Genomic DNA, 22104 nt, shown 5'->3' on the forward strand with positions numbered 1-22104 from the left:
CCTCTCAAACGCCCCCCGCACTCCCGCCAGGGCCATGTGGCCCCGCCGAGTCCCTACCGTGACCGCATCGGGACCGTCCGGCGCCAACGTTCCGCGCCCCTGCCGCGTCGAAGGAGCGTCAGTCGTCACGACACCGGGGGAGCCCCTTATGCGCACACGACGATCCGTACGTCCCGCCCACGCCCTGGCCGGGGTCCTGCTGGCGGCGGCCCTCGCCGTCAGCGGGTGCAGCGGCGCGGACGACTCCGCCGGGTCCGGGGCCGCCGACAAGGCCGCCGTCGCGCCCGCGGAAGGGCAGGCCGCGCAGGAGGACGCGAAGCAGGGCGCCCCCGGCGGCGCGGCGGACGGCGCGAGGGCGACCGCGCCGCCGAAGGCCACCGCGGACCACATCATCCGCACCGCCTCCCTGACCGTGCGGGTCGAGGACGTCCCGAAGGCGCTGGACGAGGCCCGGACGACGACCGAGACCGCGGGCGGCTACGTCGGTGACGAGACCACCGACCGGGACGAGGAGGGCCACGAGCACACGCGCGTGGTGCTGCGCGTGCCCGTCGGGAAGTACGACGAGGTCCTCGCCGATCTGGAGGGCACCGGCAAGCTCCTCGAACGCAGCGCCAAGGCGCGGGACGTCACCGACCAGGTGGTCGACGTGGAGAGCCGGATCACGACCCAGCGGGCCAGCGTGGCCCGCATCCGCGAGCTGATGGACCGGGCGACCAGGCTCAGTGACGTGGTCACCCTGGAGGGCGAGCTGAGCAGCCGCCAGGCCGACCTGGAGGCCCTGCTCGCCCAGCAGGCGTCCCTGAAGGACCGTACGAGCCTGGCCACCATCACCCTGTCCCTGTCCGAGACTCCGGTGGAGGAGACGGCGAAGGACGACGATCCGGGGTTCACGGACGCCCTCGCGGGCGGCTGGGACGCGTTCGTGACGATGCTGCGCTGGCTGGCGGTGGCGTTCGGCGCGGTGCTGCCGTTCGCGGCGGTGGCGGCGCTGCTCGTCCTGCTGTGGCTGAAGGTCGTACGCCCCCGGCTGCCGCGGCGGCCGGAGCCGGCGCCCGTGACGACCGCCCTCGGCCCGCTGCCGGTGGCCCGGCCGGTGCCGTCGTCGGCGCCCCGCCCGGCGTCCGACGGGGACGGGGACGGGGAGGCCTGAGGGCCCCGGGCGGGCCTGAAATCCCCTTCCCCCGTAGCGTGTTCGCATGACCATGAGCGATGCGCGCGGTGCGAGGGAACGCCTGGTGGTGATCGGCGGTGACGCCGCGGGGATGTCCGCGGCGTCACAGGCCCGCCGGCTGAGGGGTCCGGACGAGCTGGAGATCGTGGCGTTCGAACGCGGCCACTTCACCTCCTTCTCGGCGTGCGGCATCCCCTACTGGGTGGGCGGTGACGTCCCCGACCGGGACCGGCTGATCGCCCGCACCGCCGAGGAGCACCGCGCGCGGGACATCGACCTGCGGCTGCGCACCGAGGTCACGGAACTCGACCCCGACCGGGGGCGGGTACGCGCGCGGGACGTCGATTCCGGCGCCGAGTCCTGGACGTCGTACGACAAACTGGTGATCGCGACCGGTGCGCGGCCGATCCGCCCGGAGCTGCCCGGCATGGACGCCCCCGGGGTGCACGGCGTGCAGACCCTCGACGACGGGCAGGCCCTCCTCGACACGCTGTCCCGCACGCGCGGGCGCCGCGCGGTGGTCGTCGGGGCGGGTTACATCGGTGTGGAGATGGCCGAGGCGATGCTCCACCGCGGCTACGAGGTGACGGTCGTCAACCGCGGCGAGGAGCCGATGGCGACCCTGGACCCCGACATGGGGCGCCTGGTGCGCGAGGCCATGGAGGGCATGGGCATCACCATGGTGAACGACGCCGAGGTCACCGGGCTGCGCACGGGGGACGACGGCGGGGTGCGGGCGGTCGCCACCGAGGACGCCGAGTACCCGGCGGACGTCGTCGTGCTCGGCATCGGGGTGCGCCCGGAGACGGCCCTGGCACGGGCCGCCGGACTTCCCCTGGGGGAACACGGCGGACTGCTCACCGACCGGTCGATGCGGGTGCGCGGGCACGAGAACATCTGGGCCGGCGGCGACTGCGTGGAGGTCCTCGACCTGGTCTCCGGGCAGCAGCGGCACATCCCGCTGGGCACGCACGCCAACAAGCACGGCCAGATCATCGGCGCGGGCGTCGGCGGCGGCTACGCCACCTTCCCGGGCGTGGTCGGTACGGCGGTCAGCAAGGTGTGCGACCTGGAGATCGCGCGCACCGGGCTGCGGGAGAAGGACGCCCACCGCGTGGGCCTGCGGTTCGAGTCGGTCACCATCGAGTCGACCAGCCGCGCGGGCTACTACCCGAACGCCTCCCCCATGACGGTGAAGATGCTCGCCGAACTCCGCACGGGCCGGCTCCTCGGCGTGCAGATCGTCGGCCGCGAGGGCGCGGGCAAGCGCGTCGACATCGCGGCGGTCGCCCTCACCGCCGGCATGACGGTGGATCAGATGACGACCCTGGACCTGGGCTACGCTCCCCCGTTCTCCCCGGTCTGGGACCCGGTCCTGGTGGCGGCGAGGAAGGCGGCGGCGAAGATCAGGCCGACCGTATGAGGAGGGGCGCGACGCGACCGGACCCCTACGGCGCCGTCCGGCGAACCCTCACGCGGTCCCGTTGATCCTTTCGATCACCTGCCGCGCCTGCTCCGCCGGAGGCCGTGACGGCAACGACGCCACCGACGCACCGGTGTCCGGCGCCGGTGCGGGCGCCGGTACCGGCGGCTTCGCGTGCGCGGCCCCCCGCACCGAGCGCAGCCGATGGCTCACCGCCTCGTCCAGCGTCACCGGCCGCCGCAGCTGCGAGGCGAGCCGCCCCGCCTCCTGGCCGAGCCGGGCGACGTCCTCCCACGGGAGGCGCACCACGAGCGTGAGTTCGGCCTCGCCGTCGGGCAGCGCGTGCATCGCGGTGGGCACTCGGTCGTTCATCGCCTGTTCCTCCCGGTCGGCCCCGCGGCCCCTTCCCCGGGCCGCGGACGGTCGACGAGTCATACGCACGGCCGGACGGCGGTGTTCAGCGGCGCCGCGGATTCACCGACCACCGCCCGGGCACACGGGGGACGTGGTCATCCCGGTCCATGACGTGAATCCCGCGCGGCGCACCCCCTGGGTGACGTACGCGCTCCTCGCCGCCGACGTCGTCGTCTTCGTCGTCCTCACGCCGGGTGTCGTCGGTTCGCTGACCGGCGGGAGCGGTCTGGCCGACCTGTGCCATCTGCAGGCGTTCCTGGACCGCTACGCGGTGGTGCCGCGGGAGCTGATCCACCACCGGATGCCGGAGCTGGTGCCCACGGGCGGCACCGGGGTGGGCCCGCAGGGCCCGGGGTGCGTGATCGGTGCGCCGGGCTACGACAAGTCGCCGGAGCTGAGCGTCCTGACGGCGATGTTCCTGCACGGCGGCTGGCTGCACCTGCTGGGCAACATGCTGTTCCTGTGGATCTTCGGCAACAACGTCGAGGACCGGATGGGGCACGTCCGCTTCCTGCTCTTCTACGTCGTCTGCGGTTACGCGGCCTCGTACGGTTTCTCCCTGCTGAACGCCGACTCGGGCGAGCCCCTGATCGGCGCCTCCGGGGCGATCGCCGGGGTGCTGGGCGCCTATCTGGTGCTGTATCCGAAGGCGCGCGTCTGGGTGCTGGTGCCGTTCCTGATCTTCCTGCCGCTGCGGCTGCCGGCCTGGACCGTGCTGGGCCTGTGGTTCGTGCTCCAGGCGGTGTACTCGTCGGGCCAGGGCGTCACCGACGCCGGGACGGTGGCGTACGTGGCGCACGTCGTCGGTTTCGTGGCCGGCATGCTGCTCGCCTGGCCGCTGCGCCGGGGCACTCCCCCGCCGCCCGAGCCTCGCGGCATCGTCTTCGGGCGGCGGGCGCGACCGGGCCGGGGATAGCGGTGGAGTCCCGCCACGCCCCTCCGGAACAGCGGCGGGGTCCCGCTACGCCCCCTTCGCGGACAGCGCGGCAACCAGCACAGGCGTGACCTGCTCAACCTGCCACGCACGCGCCCCGTGCGCCGTCAGTGCCGAGGTAACCGACTCGGCGCTGACCGTGGCCGGCGGCTCCCAGCACACCCGCCGCACCGTGTCCGGCGTGATCAGGTTCTCCGGCGGCATGTTCAGCCGCTCGGCGAGCTCGCTGATCCCCGCCCGGGCCGCGGACAGCCGCGCCGCGGCCGCCGGGTCCTTGTCGGCCCACGCGCGCGGCGGCGGGGGGCCGGTCACCGGCTGGCCGGGCTGGGGCAGTTGCGCCTCGCTCAGCGCCTTCGCCCGGTCGACGGCCGCCTGCCACTGCTCCAGCTGGCGCCGCCCCACGCGCTGCCCGAACCCGTTGAGCGCGGCGAGGGCGTGGAGGTTGGCCGGGAGGGCGAGCGCGGCCTCCACGATCGCCGCGTCCGAGAGCACCTTGCCCGGGGAGACGTCCCGGCGCTGTGCGATCCGGTCGCGGGTCTGCCACAGCTCCCGCACGACGGCCAGCTGCCGGCGCCGGCGCACCTTGTGCATGCCGGAGGTGCGCCGCCAGGGGTCCTTGCGGGGCTCGGGCGGCGGGGCCGAGGCGATCGCGTCGAACTCCTGCCGGGCCCAGTCCAGCTTGCCCTGCCGGTCCAGCTCCTTCTCCAGCGCGTCGCGCAGGTCGACCAGGAGCTCGACGTCGAGGGCGGCGTAGCGCAGCCAGGGCTCGGGCAGCGGGCGGGTGGACCAGTCGACGGCGGAGTGGCCCTTCTCCAGGACGAAGCCGAGCACGTTCTCGACCATCGCGCCGAGCCCGACCCGGGGGAACCCGGCGAGGCGTCCGGCCAGCTCGGTGTCGAAGAGGGCGGTGGGCACCATGCCTATCTCGCGGAGGCAGGGCAGGTCCTGGGTGGCGGCGTGCAGCACCCACTCGGCGTCGGAGAGCGCCTCGCCCAGACCGGACAGGTCGGGGCAGGCGACGGGGTCGATCAGCGCGGTCCCGGCGCCCTCGCGGCGCAGCTGGACGAGGTAGGCGCGCTGGCCGTAGCGGTAGCCGGAGGCGCGCTCGGCGTCCACGGCGACGGGACCGCTGCCCGCGGCGAAGGCGGCGACCGCCTCGGCGAGGGCGGCCTCGTCCGCGATCACGGGCGGGATGCCCTCGCGCGGTTCGAGCAAGGGGATCGGCGCCTCCGTAACAGAAGATCCGCCGTCGTCCGGAGGGGCGCCTCCGGTGGTGCGCAGTGAACGGTCTGCTGCGGTGTCGTGGGCGTCGGTCACCTGTCAAGGGTATCCGTGCCACGAAGGCGCCCGCCGACGGTTGTGTTCCGTGACGGGCGCCGGCGGGTCGTATTCCGGTCGGGAGGGTGCAAGGCGGTGTTCGCGAGCCCGTGGGGGGTGGAGGGGGCGGACGGGTGAAGGCGGTCAGAAGTGGCCGGAAGCGGTCAGTGGATGATGCCGGTGCGCAGGGCCACCGCCACCATGCCGGCGCGGTCACCCGTGCCGAGCTTGCGGGCGATGCGGGCGAGGTGGCTCTTGACGGTCAGTGCGGACAGGCCCATCGACACGCCGATCGCCTTGTTCGACTGGCCCTCCGCCACCAGCCGCAGCACCTCGACCTCGCGGCCGGACAGCTCCCGGTAGCCGCCCGGGTGGCTCGGGGCACCCGGGGGGCGGCGGTGCAGGCGGGCGGCGGCGCCGATGGGGGCGGCACCGGGACGGGTGGGGAGCCCGAGGTTGGTGCGGGTGCCGGTGACGACGTATCCCTTCACTCCGCCGGCGAGGGCGTTGCGCACGGCGCCGATGTCGTCGGCGGCGGAGAGGGCGAGGCCGTTGGGCCAGCCCGCCGCGCGGGTCTCCGAGAGGAGGGTGAGGCCGGAACCATCCGGCAGGTGGACTTCGGCGACGCAGATGTCGCGGGGGTTGCCGATGCGGGGACGAGCCTCCGCGACGGACGAGGCCTCGATGACATCGCGCACACCGAGCGCCCACAGATGGCGGGTGACGGTGGAACGGACGCGCGGGTCGGCCACGACCACCATGGCGGTCGGCTTGTTCGGGCGGTAGGCGACCAGGCTTGCGGGCTGCTCGAGGAGAACGGACACCAGGCCTCCTGGGGTGCGGGACGGGGGCGGCTCGTGGGGGGTGGAGCCGGGACGAACCGTGCTTTCAAGGTCACAGTCGTCTTCGGCAATAAACCTGGTGTCCTTTAACGAATGATCACGAAGGGATGAGTAACAATCCGAGCAATTCGGACGCACGAGCGATCATTCGAAGACCGAACGGTTTCGATCCGCGTCGCAAAGCTTCCGAAAGTGGCCGTGTCGACAAAGAGATGGCGCTGACGACTGCCGGGAGCACCCGGCGGGGAGCTCAGCGGGACTGCGGTCCCCTCCGCTGCGGCAGCGTCACCACGGACGCGTCCCCCGGAGCGGCCGGCGGCAGCCCCGCGACCTGCGCCAGCAGATCGGACCACGCGACCAGGTGGGCGGCCGCGTCCGGAACCCCGCCCAGGCCCTCCCGGGGCGTCCAGGAGGCCCGGATCTCGATCTGCGAGGCGGCGGGCCGCGCGGACAGGCCGCCGAAGTAGTGGGAACTCGCGCGCGTCACCGTGCCGCTCGGCTCGCCGTACGTCAGTCCGCGCGCCGCCAGCGCGCCGGTCAGCCAGGACCAGCACACGTCCGGCAGCAGCGGATCCGCCGCCATCTCCTGCTCCAGCTCCGCGCGCACCAGCGTCACCAGGCGGAAGGCACCCCGCCAGGCGTCGTGTCCGGCCGGGTCGTGCAGCAGCACCAGCCGGCCGTCGGCCAGGTCCTGCTCGCCGTCGACGACCGTGGCCTCCAGCGCGTGCGCGTACGGGGCGAGCCGCTTCGGAGCGGGCGCGGGCTCCACCTCGATCTGCGGCCGCAACCGCGCGCAGCGCAGCGCCTCGACAGCGGCCCGGAAGGGCGGCGGGGGCGCACCTCCCGCACCCCCCGCACCCCCCTGTCCGGGGTCCCCTCCGGACTCCTTCCGCTCGTCCATTCCGCCAGCGCCGTCCGACAGTCGTCCCTGAGCCGCAGCCATGCGGGGAAGATTAAGCGGAACGGGCCCCCGGCGCAGGGAGGGACACCCGCGCCGCCCGGCGGTGTCCGGATCCCGCCCCGCGGGCCCTGGGGTCCGGGCGCGCCGGCGGGTCGTGCGAGACTTGCCGTGTGAGTGCCAACGCGAGCCCGACGGGCCAGACGCCGACCTCGACCCCCGATCCCGTCAGGAACGACACGGTCCGGGAATCGGCCTTCCTCAAGGCGTGCCGCCGCGAACCCGTGCCGCACACGCCGGTGTGGTTCATGCGGCAGGCCGGGCGCTCACTGCCGGAGTACCGCAAGGTCCGCGAGGGCATCGGGATGCTCGACTCCTGCATGCGTCCCGAGCTGGTCACCGAGATCACGCTCCAGCCGGTGCGCCGCCACCACGTCGACGCGGCGATCTACTTCAGCGACATCGTCGTCCCCCTCAAGGCCATCGGCCTCGACCTCGACATCAAGCCCGGCATCGGCCCGGTCGTCGAACAGCCCGTGCGCACCCGCGCCGACCTCGCCCGGCTGCGTGACCTCACCCCCGAGGACGTCTCCTACGTCACCGAGGCGATCGGCATGCTGACCCGCGAGCTCGGGTCCACCCCGCTGATCGGCTTCGCGGGCGCCCCGTTCACCCTCGCGAGCTACCTCGTCGAGGGCGGCCCGTCCCGTACGTACGAGAACGCCAAGGCGATGATGTACGGCGACCCGGAGCTGTGGGCCGACCTGCTCGACCGCCTCGCCGACATCACGGCCGCGTTCCTCGAGGTGCAGATCGCGGCCGGCGCCTCCGCCGTCCAGCTGTTCGACTCCTGGGCCGGCGCGCTCGCCCCGGCCGACTACCGGCGCTCGGTGCTGCCCGCCTCGGCGAAGGTGTTCCGCAAGGTCGCCGGTCACGGCGTCCCGCGCATCCACTTCGGCGTCGGCACCGGTGAGCTCCTCGGCCTGATGGGCGAGGCCGGCGCGGACGTCGTGGGCGTCGACTGGCGCGTCCCGCTGGACGAGGCCGCCCGCCGCGTCGGCCCCGGCAAGGCACTCCAGGGCAACCTGGACCCGACCGTGCTGTTCGCCGGCCGGGAGGCCGTCGAGACGAAGGCGCGGGAGGTCCTGGACACGGCCGCCGGCCTGGAGGGCCACGTCTTCAACCTCGGCCACGGCGTCATGCCGTCCACCGACCCGGACGCCCTGACCCGTCTCGTGGAGTACGTCCACACGCAGACCGCGCGCTGACCCACCGCGTACGCGCCGGACGCGCGTCGGAACCCGGGAGCGGGGTACTGGGCACACGTCGCCCGCTACGTGCGGCACACGTTGCCCACCACGTTCGCTCCCGGGTACGGGCAGGTGGAGGCCCCATGAGGCTCGAGATGTTCGACCCCGCCCCGATCGGCGTCGTCTTCACGCGGGGACCGGAACACCGGCTCGCGTACACCAACCGGATCTACCGCGAGATCTTCGGCGACCGCCCGCTGGGCCGGACCATCCGCGACGCCTTTCCGGACCTCGAGCAGTCCGGCTACTTCGACATCTTCGACCGGGTCTTCGCCACCGGCACGGCCGAGGTGCTCACCGCCGTGCCCATCGACCTGGCCTACCCCGGCCCGGTGGACGGCGGGACCCGCTACTTCACGTTCAGCATCTCCCACGCCACGATGAGCGACGGCCGGCCCGGCGTGCTCGGCGTGATCATGGAGGTCACCGAGCAGGTGACCAGCGAGGAACGGATCCGCGTCCTGTCCGAGGAGCGCCGCCGCGTGCTGCAGCGCTACCGCAGTCTGGTGAACGCCGGATCCCAGATCGTGTGGGTGACCGGCCCCAAGGGCGGGGTGACCGAGCCGAGTCCCGGCTGGCAGCGGGTGACCGGGCAGAGCTGGGAGGAGTTCCGCGGTGACGGATGGATCGACGCCCTCCACCCCGACGACCGCGCCGCCGCCGTCGCGTCGTGGCAGCGGGCACTGGACGAGCAGGCGCCCCGCTGGACCCACACCTACCGGCTGCGGCTGGCCGCCGGCGGCTACCGTCACTTCGCCGTCGACGCCGCACCGGTGCGCGACGGGGACACGGTGATCGAGTGGATGGGCACCTGCGCGGACGTCGAGCAGGAGTGGCAGGAGACCCGCCGTGAGGCACTGCTGGCGCGGGCCGTCACCGCCACGGCCGGCATCGTACGGCTGGACGAGATGTTCACCGCCCTCGCCGATGTGATCGTGCCGGACATCGCCGACAGCTGCACCGTCCACCTCCTCCCGCACGCCCTGCACCGGCTGCCCGGCACCCCGCTGACCGCGCAGCGCATCACCGCGACCACCTGCGAGGGCCTGCCCGACCTGCCCCCGCACCGCGAGGAGCACCTGCGGCCCGGCAGCCCGCTCGCCCGTACCGCCGACCGGCGCAGCCCGCTGCACGCCGTCTTCCCGCCCGGCGAACCCCCGCCGGAGCTCGCCCCGCCCGACGGCGACCCCTGGCTGGCCGAGGGGGTCAACAGCGTCGTGGTGTTCCCCGTCGTCGTCGACGGCACCACCGCCGCCCTGGTCACCGTCTCCACCAGCGGCGACCGCCCTCCCCTCGGCCAGACCGAGATCGGCCTGCTGCAGACCCTCCTGGAACGCGCCCACACCCCCCTCAGCAACGCCCTGGAGTACCAGCGCACCCGGCAGGTGGCGCTGGCCCTCCAGCGCAGCCTGCTCACCGATCCGCCGGACGTGCCCGGCCTCGGCATCGCCGTCCGCTACCGCCCCAGCACCGCGGCCGCCGAGGTCGGCGGCGACTGGTACGACTCGTTCGTGCTGCGCGACGGCGCCACCGTCCTCACCATCGGCGACGTCTCCGGCCACGACCTGCCCGCCGCCGTCACCATGAGCCAGCTGCGCAACATGCTCCGCGGACTCACCCTGGACCGCCAGGAACCGACCGGCACGATCCTGCGCCGGCTGGACGTCGCCGTGCAGACCCTCTACCTGGAGTTCACCGCCACCTGCATCCTGGCCCGCGTCGAACGCCGGGACTCCGGCGGCCTGCAGCTCCACTACTCCGTCGCCGGGCACCCGCCGCCCCTGCTGATCGAGGCGGACGGCACCGCGCGCTTCCTGACCGCGGCCCACTCCCCGATGCTCGGGCTGGACCCCCGGCCCGAGCACGCCAGCGCCGTGGAGCCACTGATGCCGGGCTCGACCCTGCTGCTGTACACCGACGGGCTGGTGGAGCGCCGCGAGGAGGACCTCACCGTCGGTCTGGAGCGGCTGCGGCTGCACGCCTCGGCTGCCGTCCTCCGCCCCCTGGACGCCTTCTGCGACGCGCTGCTCGCCGACCAGCTCACCGTGGACAACGACGACGACGTGGCCCTGCTGGCCCTGCGCCTGCCCACGGCCCCCGCCGACGAGCAGCCCCTCCCGCCGAACGGGCTCCCTACTTCGTCGCCCCCCTCATGAACCCGTTGTAGATGAAGCGCTGGAGGAAGAGGAAGACGAGCAGGGTGGGGAGGATGACCAGGACCGCGCCCGCCGAGATGGTCTCCCAGTGCGCGCCGAAGGGGCCCTTGAAGCGGAACAGGGACGTCGAGATCACGCCGAGGTCCTCGGAGGGCATGTAGAGGAAGGGGATGTAGAAGTCGTTGTAGACGTTGATCCCCTTCACGATCACCACCGTCGCGATCGCCGGTTTGAGCAGCGGGAGGATCACCTTGCGGTAGACCGTGAAGGCGCCCGCCCCGTCCAGGCGGGCCGCCTCGTCCAGGGAGACGGGGATGGAGCGGATGAACTGCAGGAAGATGTAGATCGACACGATGTCCGTGCCCATGTAGAGCGCGATCGGCGCCCACAGGCTGTCGAACATGCCGAGGCTGTTGACGATCTGGAAGGTCGCCACCTGGGTGGTCACCCCGGGGACCAGTGCGGCGAGCAGGAACAGGGCGACGACCAGCTTCCTGAAACGGAAGTGGAAGCGGTCGATCGCGTACGCCGTCATCGAGCCGATGAGGATCGTGCCGCCGACGGCGACGACCAGGACGACCGCCGTGTTGCCGAACGCGGACAGCATCTGGCCGTCCCGGAACGCGGTCACGTAGTTGTCGAAGTTCAGCGGGTCGTCGGGCAGGGCGAGCGCCCCGCTGCCGTCCGCCATCTCCTCCGAGGACTTCAGCGAGGTCAGGAAGACCACGGTGAGCGGCAGCAGGACGACGAGCGTCGCGAGGACCAGCGACAGGTACACCAGCGTGCGGACCACGGTGCGGCGGGTCATACCAAATCCACCTTCTCGTCGGGGACGATGCGCCGCTGCACCCAGGTGACCGCCAGGACGATCAGCAGCAGGACGACGGCGGCGGCCGAGGCGAGGCCCGTCTTGTTGAACTGGAAGGCCAGCTTCACGGTCTGGATCACGAAGGTCTCGGTGCCGGTGGCGCCGCCGGTCATGATGTACGGGATCTCGAAGACCGAGAGCGAGCCGGAGACGGAGAGGATGACGCTGAGGCCCAGGATGGGCCTGATGCCGGGCGCGATGATGTGCCGGAACTGGTGCCAGCGGGTGGCGCCGTCGATCTCGGCCGCCTCGTACAGCTCGCCCGGGATGGACTGGATCGCGCCGAGGAAGAGGACGAAGTTCAGGCCCAGGTAGCGCCAGACGGAGACGCCGGCGAGCGAGGTGTTCGCGGAGAACGGCGTGCCCAGCCAGGCGTGGTCGGTCTCGACGCCGAGCAGGCGCAGTACGGAGTCGAGGGTGCCGCCGTCCTGGAAGAAGTAGAGGAAGACGAAGCCGATCGCCACCCCGTTGATCAGGTACGGGAAGAACAGCACGCCCTTGAAGAAGTTCCGGAAGCGGACGTTGAAGCTGAGGACCGTGGCGAAGTAGAGGGCGAGGACGATCTGCGCCACGGACGCGACGAGGTAGTAGCCGCTGACGAAGAAGACCTCGAACAGCTCGGATCGGGTGAGGAGTTCGGCGTAGTTCTCGGTGCCTGTCCAGTTCAGCTCCGGGCTGACGCCGTCCCAGTCGGTGAGGCTGTACGCGAGCATGTTGGCGATCGGCGCGTAGGTGAAGGTCAGGAGCAGGGCCAGCGGGGCGGTCAGGAACAGCCACGGGGTGAGGCGGCGGGTCAGCCGGGTGCGGCGCGGGGCGGGCGCCGCCCGTTTCGGCCCGGCGGGCGCGGCCGGGGCTGCCGACCGCGCCGCCTTGCGGGTGGTGTCCGTCATCAGGACCCCAGCGAGTTCCGCGCCTCGGCCCACCGCTCGCCGAGGTCGCCGAGGAGGTCGTCCAGGCCGCCCTCGCGTGCGCCGCGGGCGAGGTCGACGAGTTCCTGGCGGTAATCGGGCTTGTAGATGCCGACCTCGGACTGGTTGTCGATGGTCTTCACCTCACCGCCCTTGGTGTCGTCGAGGTCGATGAGCTTGACGCCCTGCTCCTCGTACGGCTTGAGGATGTCGGGCAGCGGGGCGTCCTTCAGCGGGGACAGGGCGAGGTTGGCCGCCGCGTAGCCGGACTTGTCGGTGAACCAGTCGATCCAGGCGCGGGCGGCTTCCTTGTGGTCGGAGTTGACGTTGACGGCCTGCTGGTAGTCCGGGGAGGTCACCGCGCAGAAGGCGCCGTCCCGCTGGGCGGGGAAGGGCATGAGACCGATGTCGGCGGGGTCGGTGCCGGCCTGCTCCGCGGCGTCCCGCATCTGGACGACGGCCCAGGAGCCGAGCCACATGGTGGCGATCTCGCCCTTGGCCAGCTTGGGTTTGGACGCCTCCCAGTTGGTGGTGGTCGGGTCCTTCTCCACGAGTCCGCCGCTGACGATGTCGTGGAGCAGGGTGTCGCCGACGCGCAGGTCGGCGCCCTCGGCCCAGGGGTCGCCCTCGGCGAGCTTCGTGGTGGCCCCGGTGTCGCAGCTGACGGAGCCGTTGACGTTGGTCCACTGGGTCAGCGGCCACATGTCCTTGAAGTTGGTGTAGTACGGCACCGCGTCGGTCTTCGACCTGATCGCCTTCAGGTCGTCGAGGAACTCGGCCGGGGTGGTGGGCCAGTCGGTGACGCCGGCCTCGCTCCACACCTTCTTGTTGTAGAGGAAGCCGGGGACGACACCGAGGGGGCTCTGGCCGTAGACCTTTCCGTCGACGGTGGAGTAGTCGGTGAAGCGGTACTTGGCGGCGCGTTCGGCCTGGGTGCCGAGGGAGGCGAAGAACTTCGGGTAGTCCTTCTTCTCGATGACCGCCGGGATCATGAGGACGTCGCCGTAGTTCTCCGTGTTCATGCGGATCTTGACCTCACCCTCGTAGTCGGTGAGGCCGTCGAACTCGACCTTCACCCCGGGGTAGGTCCTGTTGAACTCGGCGGCGTACTTCTTCATCGTGCCGTCCTGCACCAGGTCGGTCCGGTGGGTGAGGACCGTGATCGAGCCCTCGACCGCCGACGGGTCGTCGGGGGCCTCGGCGTCCGCACCCTTCGAGGAGCCTCCCGAGCCCGTGCAGGCGGAGGCCAGCAGGGCGAGGACGGCGATCGATCCGGGGAGTACCTTGCGGCGGTTCATGTGCACCAGCTCCGTTCACGGGGCGGACGAGCACGAGTGGGTTGGCTGGTTCGGCACTCTGGCAGCCACTTGCTGAACCGGTAAAGTCTCTATTAAGACAACGATGTCAAAATGCTGCCCCGACAGGGCTCGACCGGTTTAGGGAGTGTGCATGCGTCAGGTCACACCGCTCACCGAGGGATGGACCCTGCGACACCCGGACGGCACGGGGGACGCGCTCCCCGCCTCGGTGCCGGGGTGCGTGCACACCGATCTGCTGGCGGCCGGGCTGATCCCCGATCCGTTCCTCGGCCGAAGCGAGACCGAGGTGGCGTGGGTGGGCCGGCGGGACTGGACGTACGAGACGGAACTGACCGCCGGAGCGGGCGCGCACGAGCGGACGGATCTGGTCTTCGACGGTCTCGACACCGTCGCCGAGGTCCTGCTCGACGGCCGGACGCTGGGCCGGACGCGGAACATGCACCGCTCGTACCGTTTCGACGTGACGGGGCTGAGCGGGCGGCTCACCGTGCGGTTCGCGTCCGCCTACGCCGAGGCCGAGGCGGTGCGCGGCACGCTGGGCGACCGGCCGGGGGCGTACGCCGAGCCGTACCAGTACGTGCGCAAGATGGCCTGCTCGTTCGGCTGGGACTGGGGGCCGACGCTGGTGACGGCCGGGATCTGGCGGCCGGTGCGGCTGGAGCACTGGTCGACGGCCCGGATCTCCCGGGTGCGCCCGCTGGTGACCGTCGAGGACGGCGTGGGACAGGTCGAGCTGGCCGTCGACGTGGAGCGTTCCCGGGGCGGGGCACCGCTCGCCGTGGAGGCGGGCGTCGGCGGCGTGCGCGCCCGCGCGGAGCTCGACGGCACGGAGGGGACCGTACGGCTGCGGGTGCCGGACGTACGGCTGTGGTGGCCCCGGGGGTACGGCGAACAGCCGCTGTACGACGTCGAGTTGACGCTGTTCGACGGCGAGGACGCGCTGGACTCGTGGCGGCGCCGGATCGGGTTCCGGACGGTGGGGCTGGACACCTCGGCCGACGCCCGCGGCACCGGGTTCACCCTGGTCGTCAACGAGGAGCGGCTGTTCGCGCGGGGCGTCAACTGGATCCCGGACGACGTCTTCCCGTCCCGGATCACCCGTGAGCGCTACCGGCGGCGGCTGGAGCAGGCGGCCGGCGCGGGCGTGGACCTGGTCCGCGTCTGGGGCGGCGGGATCTACGAGAGCGAGGACTTCTACGACGCCTGCGACGAGTTGGGGCTGCTGGTCTGGCAGGACTTCCCGTTCGCGTGCGCCGCCTACCCCGAGGAGCAGCCGCTGCGCGGGGAGGTGGAGGCGGAGGCCCGGGAGAACGTCGTACGGCTGATGCCGCATCCCTCGCTGGTGCTGTGGAACGGCAACAACGAGAACCTGTGGGGGTTCCGGGACTGGGACTGGGAGCCGGGGCTGGCCGGGGACTCCTGGGGCGAGGGGTACTACCTGGGCGTACTGCCGCGGATCGTGGCGGAGTCGGACCCGACGCGGCCGTACACGGCGGGCAGCCCCTGGTCCGGGTCCTGGCGGCACCACCCCAACGACCCGGCGCACGGCACCCACCACTCCTGGGAGGTGTGGAACCGTGCCGACTACGCCGACTACCGCCTCCATGTGCCGCGTTTCGTGGCCGAGTTCGGCTGGCAGGCGCCGCCCGCGTACGCCACGCTGCGCCGGGCGCTGCCCGGGGAGGAGCTCGCCCCGGACTCCCCCGGCATGCTGCACCACCAGAAGGCGGACGACGGCAACGGCAAGCTGGAGCGCGGGCTGGCCCGGCACTTCGCCGTGCCGGAGGGCGACTTCGACCGCTGGCACTATCTGACGCAGGTCAACCAGGCCCGCGCGATCGCCGCCGGGATCGAGCACTGGCGCTCGCACTGGCCGGTGTGCGCGGGCACGGTGGTGTGGCAGCTGAACGACTGCTGGCCGGTGACCTCGTGGGCCGCGATCGACGGCGACGGGCGGGAGAAGCCGCTCTACCACGAGCTGCGGCGGCTGTACGCGGACCGGCTGCTGACCGTGCGCGCCGACGGTGGGGGTCTGGCGGTGGCGGCGGTCAACCAGTCCGCCGAGGCCTGGCACGGCACGCTGCGGCTGCGCAGGATGTCCGTGGACGGCACGGTGCTCGGGGAGGCGGGCCCGGCGCTGGCCGCCGAGGGGCGGACGGTGGCGGTGACCGAGGTCCCGGACGGTCTGGTTCCGGCCGGTCCGAAGGAGTTCCTGGTCGCCGACGCATGGGGGTCCCCCCGCTCGAGCGAAGCCGAGAGCGGGGGAGGGATCAGGGCGGTGCACTTCCCGGTGCCGGACCGGGAGATACCGTACCCGCGGCCCGAGTTCGAGGTCGCGCTCGCGCCGGGCGGGATCACGGTCACGGCCCGCACCCTCGTGCGGGACCTGCTGCTCCAGGCCGACCGGCTGGACCCGGAGGCGGTGGCCGACCGGGGGCTGGTGACCCTGCTGCCCGGAGAAGAGGTGACCATCGGGGTGCGGGGCTGGAAGACTCCGGACCCGGACACCGCCCGTTGCGCCCTGTACTGCGTGGAGCCCACTCGATGACGGCAACGCCGACCCCCCGCGTCACCATCAAGGACGTCGCCGCGCGCGCCGGCGTGTCCAAGGGGGCCGTGTCCCTCGCCTTCAACCGGAAACCCGGCCTGTCGGAGGCGACCCGGGACCGGATCTTCCGGGCGGCGCGGGAACTGGGCTGGGCACCGAGCCCGACGGCGCGCACGCTGGCCGGGTCGCGGGTGGACGTGGTGGGCCTCGCGGTGTGCCGGCCCGCCCGGCTGCTCGGCCTGGAGCCGTTCTACATGGAGTTCATCTCCGGAGTGGAGAGCGTCCTGGTCGAACGGTCCTGCTCGCTGCTGCTGCGGCTGGTGCGCAGCCCGGACGAGGAGGTCGGGCTGATGGAGTCGTGGTGGAGGGGCCGGCAGATCGGCGGGTCGATCCTGGTGGACTTCCGGGCCGGCGACCCCCGCCCGGCGGTGGCCGAGCGGCTCGGGCTGCCGGTGGTGGCCGTCGGGCACCCGTCGCTGACGGGCGGGCTGACCTCCGTGTGGACGGACGACGCCACGGCCGTGACCGAGGCGGTGCGGTACCTGGCGGCGCTCGGGCACCGGCGGATCGCCCGGGTGGGCGGCGCGGCGGCGCTCGGGCACACGTCGATCCGCACGACCGCGTTCGACGAGGCGGTGCGGGCGCTGGAGCCGCCGGCGCGGGCGTGGCAGGTGGCCACGGACTTCTCCGGGGACGCGGGCGCGCGGGCGACCCGCTCGCTGCTGGCCGCCGCGCCGGGCGACCGGCCGACGGCGATCGTGTACGACAACGACATCATGGCGGTGGCGGGTCTTTCGGTGGCGGCCGAGATGGGGCTGCGGGTGCCGGACGACGTGTCGCTGTTGGCGTGGGACGACTCGCAGCTGTGCCGGCTGACGCATCCGACGCTGTCGGCGATGAGCCATGATGTGCACGGGTTCGGGGCGGAGGTGGCGCGAACGCTGTTCGGTGTGATCACCGGTGAAGGGCCGGGGTCGCACCCCGTGCCGACCCCCGTGCTGACCCCCCGGGGGTCCACGGCCCCACCGTGACGCGCCCCCGCCGGACGCCGCCGGACGTGTGATGTTCACCGCTCCGGGCGGCGGGGCTGGGCAGTCACGTTACCCACAAGTAGCATGACCCGTAAGCAAGCGCTCAGCGTCCCGTACCCTGGAGGAGAGCCATCGTGCCTCGTACCGTCAGGGACGTCGTCTTCGTCGACGGCGTCCGTACCCCGTTCGGCAAGGCGGGCCCGAAGGGCATCTACCACGAGACCCGCGCCGACGACCTCGTCGTGAAGGCGATCCGGGAGCTGCTGCGCCGCAACCCCGGTCTCGACCCGAAGAAGATCGACGAGGTCGCCATCGCCGCGACCACGCAGATCGGCGACCAGGGCCTGACCATCGGCCGCACGGCCGGCATCCTCGCGGGCCTGCCCACCTCGGTCCCGGGCTATTCCATCGACCGCATGTGCGCCGGCGCCCTGACCGCCGTCACCACGGTGGCCGGCTCCGTCGCCTTCGGCGCGTACGACGTCGCCGTCGCGGGCGGTGTCGAGCACATGGGCCGCCACCCGATGGGCGAGGGCGTGGACCCCAACCCGCGCTTCGTGAGCGAGAAGCTGGTCGACGAGTCCGCCCTGTTCATGGGCATGACCGCGGAGAACCTGCACGACCGCTACCCGCACATCACCAAGCGGCGCGCCGACGAGTACGCGGTCCGCTCCCAGGAGAAGGCCGCCAAGGCGTACGCCAACGGCAAGATCCAGGCCGACCTGGTGCCGGTCTCGGTGCGCCGCACCAACGAAGAGGCCGGCGAGACGGGCTGGGGCCTGGTCACCGCCGACGAGCCGATGCGCCCGGGCACCACGCTGGAGAACCTGGCGAACCTCAAGACCCCGTTCCGCGTGCACGGCCGGGTCACCGCCGGCAACGCGGCCGGTCTGAACGACGGCGCCACCGCCTCGATCATCGCGAGCGAGGACTTCGCCCGCGAGAACGGCCTGCCCGTCAAGATGCGCCTGGTCTCCTACTCCTTCGCGGGTGTGGAGCCCGAGGTCATGGGCTACGGCCCGATCCCGGCCACGGAGAAGGCCCTGGCCCAGGCGGGCCTGTCCATCTCCGACATCGGCCTGTTCGAGATCAACGAGGCCTTCGCCGTCCAGGTCCTCGCCTTCCTGGACCACTACGGCATCGCCGACGACGACGCGCGCGTCAACCAGTACGGCGGCGCCATCGCCTTCGGCCACCCGCTGGCCTCCTCCGGCGTCCGCCTGATGACGCAGCTGGCCCGCCAGTTCGAGGAACAGCCGAACGTCCGCTACGGCCTGACCACCATGTGCGTCGGCTTCGGCATGGGCGCGACGGTCATCTGGGAGAACCCGCACTTCGAGGGGGACAAGTGAGCACCACCGCAGAGCTTCTGAAGGGTGCGGCCGAGCTGTTCCCCGGCGAGGTCGTCACCAGCGCGCACGTACGCCACTTCGACCTGCCCCTGGGCGCGGGCCGGTTCGCGCTGATCACCCTGGACAACGGTCACGACCACACCAAGCCGACCACCCTCGGCCCGCAGTCGCTGGCGAACATCGACGCCGCCATCGACCAGGTCGAGAAGGAGGCCGCGGACGGCGAGATCGTCGGCGTCGGCGTCACCGGCAAGCCGTTCATCTTCGCGGTCGGCGCCGACCTCAAGGGCGTCGAGCTGCTGAAGCGGCACGAGGACGCGCTGGCCATCGGCAAGGGCGGCCACGACGTCTTCAAGCGGCTGTCGAAGCTGGCCGTGCCGACGTTCGCGTACTACAACGGCGCCGCGATGGGCGGCGGCGTCGAGATCGGCCTGCACTGCTCCTACCGCACGGTGTCCGCGGCCCTCCCCGCCTTCTCCCTCCCCGAGGTCTTCCTCGGTCTGGTCCCCGGCTGGGGCGGCTGCACCCTGCTGCCGAACCTGATCGGCGCCGAGAAGGCCGTCTCGGTCATCATCGAGAACAGCCTCAACCAGAACAAGCAGCTCAAGGGCGCGCAGGTCCACGAACTCGGCATCGCGGACGCGATCTTCGAGGGCGCGGACTTCCTGGAGCAGTCGCTGATCTGGACGGCGGCCGTCCTCAAGGGCGAGATCGTCGTCGAGCGTCCGGTGATCGACCGCGGCGAGGCCTGGGACCAGGCCGTCGCCAAGGGCCGCTTCATCGCCGACTCCAAGGTGCACGGCGCGGCCCCGGCCGCCTACCGCGCCCTCGACATCATCGCCGCCGCCAAGAACGGCGACCTCCAGCAGGGCTACGACGCCGAGGACACCGCGCTCGCCGACCTCATCATGGGCGGCGAACTCCGCTCCGGCATCTACGCCTTCAACCTGGTGCAGAAGCGCGGCAAGCGCCCGGCCGGCGCCCCGGACAAGAACCTGGCCCGCCCGGTCACCAAGGTGGGCGTCGTCGGCGCCGGCCTGATGGCCTCGCAGCTGGCCCTGCTCTTCCTGCGCCGTCTGGAGGTGCCGGTCGTCCTGACCGACATCGACCAGGAGCGCGTCGACAAGGGTGTGGGCTACGTCCACGCCGAGATCGACAAGCTGCTCGGCAAGGGCCGCATCAACCAGGACAAGGCCAACCGCCTCAAGGCCCTGGTGAGCGGTGTCCTGGACAAGGCCGAGGGCTTCGCGGACGCGGACTTCGTCATCGAGGCCGTGTTCGAGGAGATGGGCGTCAAGCAGAAGGTGTTCGCGGAGGTCGAGGCGGTCGCCCCGGCCCACGCGATCCTGGCGACGAACACCTCCTCCCTCTCCGTGACGGAGATGGCATCGAAGCTGAAGCACCCCGAGCGGGTCGTCGGCTTCCACTTCTTCAACCCGGTCGCGATCCTGCCGCTCCTGGAGATCGTCCGCGGCGAGCGGACCGACGACGCCGCGCTGGCCACGGCGTTCGGCGTCGCCAAGAAGCTGAAGAAGACCGCGGTACTGGTCAAGGACGCCCCCGCGTTCGTCGTGAACCGCATCCTCACCCGCTTCATGGGCGAGATCCAGAACGTCATCGACGAGGGCACGCCGGTCGAGGTCGCGGAGAAGGCGGTGGAGCCGCTCGGCCTGCCGATGTCCCCGCTGGTCCTCCTCGAGCTGGTCGGCCCGGCGATCGGCCTGCACGTCTCCGAGACCCTGAACCGGGCCTTCCCGGACCGCTTCACGGTCTCCCCGAACCTCGCGGCCGTCGTCAAGGCCGGCAAGCGCGGCTTCTACGTCTACGACAGCGGCAAGCCCGAGCTGGACCCGGAGGTCGCCGCCCTCCTCCAGCAGGGCGACACCGTCCTGACGGAGGAGCAGGTACGGGCGCGGGTGCTCGACGCGGTCGCCCAGGAGATCGGCCTGATGCTCGACGAGGGCGTCGTCGCCGAGGCCCAGGACATCGACCTCTGCCTGATCACGGGCGCCGGCTGGCCCTTCCACCTGGGCGGCATCACGCCGTACCTGGACCGCGAGGGCGTCTCCGAGCGGGTGAACGGGAAGCGGTTCCTGGAGCCGGGGGTGGCCTCGGTCCCGGCGTAACATCGCCCCCACCTCGCGCCGATGGGCCGTACCGGAGGAGTCCGGTACGGCCCATCGGGCGTTCGGTGCGGTGCCCGGCGCCTACCAGTCGCCGGTGAAGGGACGGTGCTCGCACACGTCACCGCACGCGTGGCGCGAGACGCCGAAGGAGCGGATGGGGCTGTTCTCCGGAACGCCGACGACCTTGAACGTCGTGCTGGCCGGCGCCGACTCCGCCGCTCCGAAGAGGGCGATCGCCTCCACCGTATGGGTGCCGGGACGCCAGGGGTGACCGTGCCTGAACCCCCACTCGCCCTTCTCGTCGACACCGGTCGCCCCGATGAGCAGGCCGCGTTCCATCAGCACGACCTTCGTGGCGCCGGGCTGGACCTTTCCGGAGAAACGGGGCCGGGGCCCGCAGAACGCTCCCTCCGAGGGCACCGAGATCACGGGCGGCAGCACCTCCGTGCGCACGGTGAACCGGCGCTCCAGCACCGGCGAGCAGCCGTCGCCGCGCAGTCCGACGCACTGGACCACGTGCTCCCCCGCCGTCCAGTTGACGGAGCGGCGCCAGATCCACTGGCCGGCGCCGCCGACCTGGGTGCCACCGATGTACTGGCCCTGCTCGAAGAAGAGGACGTAGTCGGTGCCGGGCGCCGCGGTTCCGGAGAACTTCACCATGGGGCCGGCCAGCGCGTCCGCCGCCGGCTTGGACACGGCGGGGGGGCCGCCGACCGGCTGCGCGTAGTGGAGCGCCGACTCGGGTGACTGGATGGTGAACTCGGTGGAGACGGGCGGCAGGGTCGGCGGCGTCATGAGCGTGGTGACGTCCACGTCCGCCTTGTCGAGGATGCCGAGGTTGCACAGTTCGGACACGACGACGCGGGCCACCTGGAAGGCGCCGGCGTGGTTCAGGTGGGAGGAGTCGATCTGTCCGTCCGGGTGGAGCGGGTGCTCCCCCGCGTCGACCCAGGAGAAGTACTGACGCAGGCGGGTCGGTCCGATCTGGGCCCACAGTTCCATGGTGCGGCCGGTCAGGTCGATCACCGGAGCACCCAGCTCGGCGGCGACCTCCAGCATGGCCCGCGGGTACTCTCCCCGCGTGTTCAGCACCTCACCGGTGGGCGCGAAGGCGTAGCGCGCGCAAGGGGTCACCAGGACCGGCACGCCTCCCTCCGCGTGGACGTACTGCACGAACAGCCGAAGGAACTCCTGGTACTCGGGCAGCGGCACATAGCGCATACCGTTGTGGATCATGTGGTCGACGCCGCCGAAGCCGATGAGCACGATGTCGCCGCGCCGCATCCGGTTGAGCATCGCGGGGAAGCGTTCGGTGAAGTACTTCCGCGTCGTCATGGCACTCCGGGCGTAGTTGGCCACGGCGACCGGCCCCACCAGAAGGTCCTCGATCTTCTGCCCCCAGCCCGCCATCGGGGCTTCTTCGTCCGTCCGCGGGGCGGGTACGGAGTCCCCGAGGACGAAGATGGTTCGGTTCACTGATTTCC

Annotated in this window: 17 protein-coding genes; 9 read left to right on the plus strand and 8 right to left on the minus strand. The window is 72.1% G+C overall.

Going from position 1 to position 22104, the window contains the following annotated elements:
• Positions 1-148: 148 nt before the first annotated feature.
• Positions 149-1153, plus strand: a complete 1005-nt coding sequence (locus AB0A94_RS02470; RefSeq protein ID WP_361737621.1) for a DUF4349 domain-containing protein — start codon at positions 149-151, stop codon at positions 1151-1153.
• A gap of 52 nt (positions 1154-1205) precedes the next feature.
• On the plus strand, positions 1206-2597 hold the full coding sequence (locus AB0A94_RS02475; RefSeq protein WP_361738442.1) for an FAD-dependent oxidoreductase: 1392 nt from the start codon (positions 1206-1208) through the stop codon (positions 2595-2597).
• Positions 2598-2645: 48 nt separating this feature from the next.
• On the opposite strand, the gene AB0A94_RS02480 is transcribed toward AB0A94_RS02475, so the two are convergent.
• The gene (locus AB0A94_RS02480) at positions 2646-2969 is read right to left on the minus strand and encodes a hypothetical protein (RefSeq protein ID WP_361737624.1); all 324 of its coding nucleotides are present in this window, start codon (positions 2967-2969) and stop codon (positions 2646-2648) included.
• A 133-nt stretch (positions 2970-3102) separates the two neighbouring features.
• Between AB0A94_RS02480 and AB0A94_RS02485 the strand changes: the two genes are divergently transcribed.
• The gene (locus AB0A94_RS02485; RefSeq protein WP_361737627.1) at positions 3103-3927 is read left to right on the plus strand and encodes a rhomboid family intramembrane serine protease; all 825 of its coding nucleotides are present in this window, start codon (positions 3103-3105) and stop codon (positions 3925-3927) included.
• A gap of 45 nt (positions 3928-3972) precedes the next feature.
• On the opposite strand, the gene AB0A94_RS02490 is transcribed toward AB0A94_RS02485, so the two are convergent.
• From AB0A94_RS02490 to AB0A94_RS02500, 3 genes are all read right to left on the minus strand, one after another.
• Positions 3973-5262 carry a ribonuclease D gene (locus tag AB0A94_RS02490; RefSeq protein WP_361737630.1) on the minus strand — a complete coding sequence of 430 codons (1290 nt, stop codon included), beginning with the start codon at positions 5260-5262 and terminating at the stop codon, positions 3973-3975.
• A gap of 164 nt (positions 5263-5426) precedes the next feature.
• The gene (locus AB0A94_RS02495) at positions 5427-6086 is read right to left on the minus strand and encodes a response regulator transcription factor (RefSeq protein WP_073930923.1); all 660 of its coding nucleotides are present in this window, start codon (positions 6084-6086) and stop codon (positions 5427-5429) included.
• A 268-nt stretch (positions 6087-6354) separates the two neighbouring features.
• Positions 6355-7047, minus strand: a complete 693-nt coding sequence (locus AB0A94_RS02500) for a DUF3000 domain-containing protein (protein WP_361737633.1) — start codon at positions 7045-7047, stop codon at positions 6355-6357.
• 128 nt (positions 7048-7175) lie between these two features.
• Between AB0A94_RS02500 and hemE the strand changes: the two genes are divergently transcribed.
• Positions 7176-8270 (plus strand): uroporphyrinogen decarboxylase, encoded by a 1095-nt coding sequence (hemE, locus tag AB0A94_RS02505; RefSeq protein ID WP_361737636.1) that lies wholly within the window; start codon positions 7176-7178, stop codon positions 8268-8270.
• Positions 8271-8395: 125 nt separating this feature from the next.
• Positions 8396-10468, plus strand: a complete 2073-nt coding sequence (locus AB0A94_RS02510) for a SpoIIE family protein phosphatase (protein ID WP_361737639.1) — start codon at positions 8396-8398, stop codon at positions 10466-10468.
• Here AB0A94_RS02510 and AB0A94_RS02515 read toward each other — a convergent pair.
• Genes AB0A94_RS02515 through AB0A94_RS02525 form a run of 3 tightly spaced genes read right to left on the minus strand, consistent with a single transcriptional unit; the run spans position 10446 to position 13542 of the window.
• Positions 10446-11276 carry a carbohydrate ABC transporter permease gene (locus tag AB0A94_RS02515; protein ID WP_361737642.1) on the minus strand — a complete coding sequence of 277 codons (831 nt, stop codon included), beginning with the start codon at positions 11274-11276 and terminating at the stop codon, positions 10446-10448. The genes AB0A94_RS02510 and AB0A94_RS02515 overlap by 23 nt on opposite strands.
• The gene (locus tag AB0A94_RS02520) at positions 11273-12226 is read right to left on the minus strand and encodes a sugar ABC transporter permease (RefSeq protein ID WP_361737645.1); all 954 of its coding nucleotides are present in this window, start codon (positions 12224-12226) and stop codon (positions 11273-11275) included. The genes AB0A94_RS02515 and AB0A94_RS02520 overlap by 4 nt, the downstream gene beginning before the upstream one ends.
• Positions 12226-13542 (minus strand): ABC transporter substrate-binding protein, encoded by a 1317-nt coding sequence (locus AB0A94_RS02525; RefSeq protein ID WP_361737648.1) that lies wholly within the window; start codon positions 13540-13542, stop codon positions 12226-12228. The genes AB0A94_RS02520 and AB0A94_RS02525 overlap by 1 nt, the downstream gene beginning before the upstream one ends.
• A gap of 151 nt (positions 13543-13693) precedes the next feature.
• Between AB0A94_RS02525 and AB0A94_RS02530 the strand changes: the two genes are divergently transcribed.
• From AB0A94_RS02530 to AB0A94_RS02545, 4 genes are all read left to right on the plus strand, one after another.
• On the plus strand, positions 13694-16111 hold the full coding sequence (locus AB0A94_RS02530; protein ID WP_361737651.1) for a glycoside hydrolase family 2 protein: 2418 nt from the start codon (positions 13694-13696) through the stop codon (positions 16109-16111).
• Positions 16108-17142, plus strand: a complete 1035-nt coding sequence (locus AB0A94_RS02535; RefSeq protein WP_361737654.1) for a LacI family DNA-binding transcriptional regulator — start codon at positions 16108-16110, stop codon at positions 17140-17142. The genes AB0A94_RS02530 and AB0A94_RS02535 overlap by 4 nt, the downstream gene beginning before the upstream one ends.
• Before the next feature lie 134 nt (positions 17143-17276).
• Positions 17277-18494, plus strand: coding sequence for an acetyl-CoA C-acyltransferase (locus AB0A94_RS02540; RefSeq protein ID WP_361737657.1), 1218 nt, complete (start codon positions 17277-17279; stop codon positions 18492-18494).
• Entirely contained in the window at positions 18491-20620 is a 2130-nt protein-coding gene (locus AB0A94_RS02545) for a 3-hydroxyacyl-CoA dehydrogenase NAD-binding domain-containing protein (protein WP_361737660.1), read from the plus strand. Before AB0A94_RS02540 ends, AB0A94_RS02545 begins: the two co-directional genes overlap by 4 nt.
• A gap of 81 nt (positions 20621-20701) precedes the next feature.
• On the opposite strand, the gene AB0A94_RS02550 is transcribed toward AB0A94_RS02545, so the two are convergent.
• Positions 20702-22096 carry a GDSL-type esterase/lipase family protein gene (locus AB0A94_RS02550; protein WP_361737663.1) on the minus strand — a complete coding sequence of 465 codons (1395 nt, stop codon included), beginning with the start codon at positions 22094-22096 and terminating at the stop codon, positions 20702-20704.
• Between the last annotated feature and the right edge of the window lie 8 nt (positions 22097-22104).

Origin of the sequence: Streptomyces sp. NPDC044984 (assembly GCF_040646935.1) — a bacterium.
Taxonomy (GTDB): Bacteria; Actinomycetota; Actinomycetes; order Streptomycetales; family Streptomycetaceae; genus Streptomyces.

Excerpts from the sequence above, each read along its gene's own strand:
- AB0A94_RS02530 (WP_361737651.1), top strand. The coding sequence starts at position 13,694 with ATGCGTCAGGTCACACCGCTCACCGAGGGATGGACCCTGCGACACCCG.
- AB0A94_RS02525 (WP_361737648.1), bottom strand. The coding sequence starts at position 13,542 with ATGAACCGCCGCAAGGTACTCCCCGGATCGATCGCCGTCCTCGCCCTG.
- AB0A94_RS02520 (WP_361737645.1), bottom strand. The coding sequence starts at position 12,226 with ATGACGGACACCACCCGCAAGGCGGCGCGGTCGGCAGCCCCGGCCGCG.
- AB0A94_RS02535 (WP_361737654.1), top strand. The coding sequence starts at position 16,108 with ATGACGGCAACGCCGACCCCCCGCGTCACCATCAAGGACGTCGCCGCG.
- AB0A94_RS02510 (WP_361737639.1), top strand. The coding sequence starts at position 8,396 with ATGAGGCTCGAGATGTTCGACCCCGCCCCGATCGGCGTCGTCTTCACG.
- AB0A94_RS02480 (WP_361737624.1), bottom strand. The coding sequence starts at position 2,969 with ATGAACGACCGAGTGCCCACCGCGATGCACGCGCTGCCCGACGGCGAG.
- AB0A94_RS02500 (WP_361737633.1), bottom strand. The coding sequence starts at position 7,047 with ATGGCTGCGGCTCAGGGACGACTGTCGGACGGCGCTGGCGGAATGGAC.
- AB0A94_RS02470 (WP_361737621.1), top strand. The coding sequence starts at position 149 with ATGCGCACACGACGATCCGTACGTCCCGCCCACGCCCTGGCCGGGGTC.
- AB0A94_RS02515 (WP_361737642.1), bottom strand. The coding sequence starts at position 11,276 with ATGACCCGCCGCACCGTGGTCCGCACGCTGGTGTACCTGTCGCTGGTC.
- AB0A94_RS02475 (WP_361738442.1), top strand. The coding sequence starts at position 1,206 with ATGAGCGATGCGCGCGGTGCGAGGGAACGCCTGGTGGTGATCGGCGGT.